Annotated in this window: 1 protein-coding gene; it reads right to left on the bottom strand. The window is 40.5% G+C overall.

Annotation, left to right across the window (positions count from 1 at the left end; translation table 11 throughout):
• On the bottom strand, positions 1–585 hold a 585-nt coding region (locus DBR11_RS27375; protein ID WP_158275397.1), incomplete at both ends, for a DJ-1/PfpI family protein.

The raw sequence follows: 585 nt of genomic DNA, 5'->3' as shown, positions 1-585 counted from the left end.
ATTCCTTGTTCAGGTATGTATTTGTCATACTCCATGTGCTTTGCCACGGCCATAGCGACTTCTTTGCCTTTTAATTTTGAAACCAGATGTAAAGCCCCGTCTATGCCAGCAGATATTCCTGCGGTGGTAATGATCCGGCCATTGTCTACATAACGGACATCTTTAAGTACTCTAGCTGTTGGCACTGCCTTTTGCAGGTTTACTATACTTTTATGAAAAGTGGTTACGGTAAGTTTGTCAAGCAAGCCTGCTTTTCCAAGGATAAACGCTCCGGTGCAAACGGAGAAATAGCTTTTGGTGGATTTTTCTCTTGATTGTATCCATGAAATAACTTCTGGGTCGTTAACTGCGACATCATCAGATCCACCAAATACAGCAAAAATATCGGTTTGTGGAGCGTCTTTTATGCTATAATCCGGAATAATTTTTAGAATTCCTTGAGAGAGAAGAGGCGCTTTTGTTTTCGCAACGGTAATGACCTTGAAACCCGCATAGGAAAAAACTTCCATTGGGCCTGCAAAATCGAGTATTTCTACACCATCATACAGATAAAAGCATATAGTTATTTTTTGATCCTTTGGTACC

It is taken from the genome of Pedobacter sp. HMWF019 (genome assembly GCF_003061025.1).
Lineage (GTDB): Bacteria > Bacteroidota > Bacteroidia > Sphingobacteriales > Sphingobacteriaceae > Pedobacter.
This window is presented reverse-complemented; position numbering and strand designations above follow the sequence as displayed.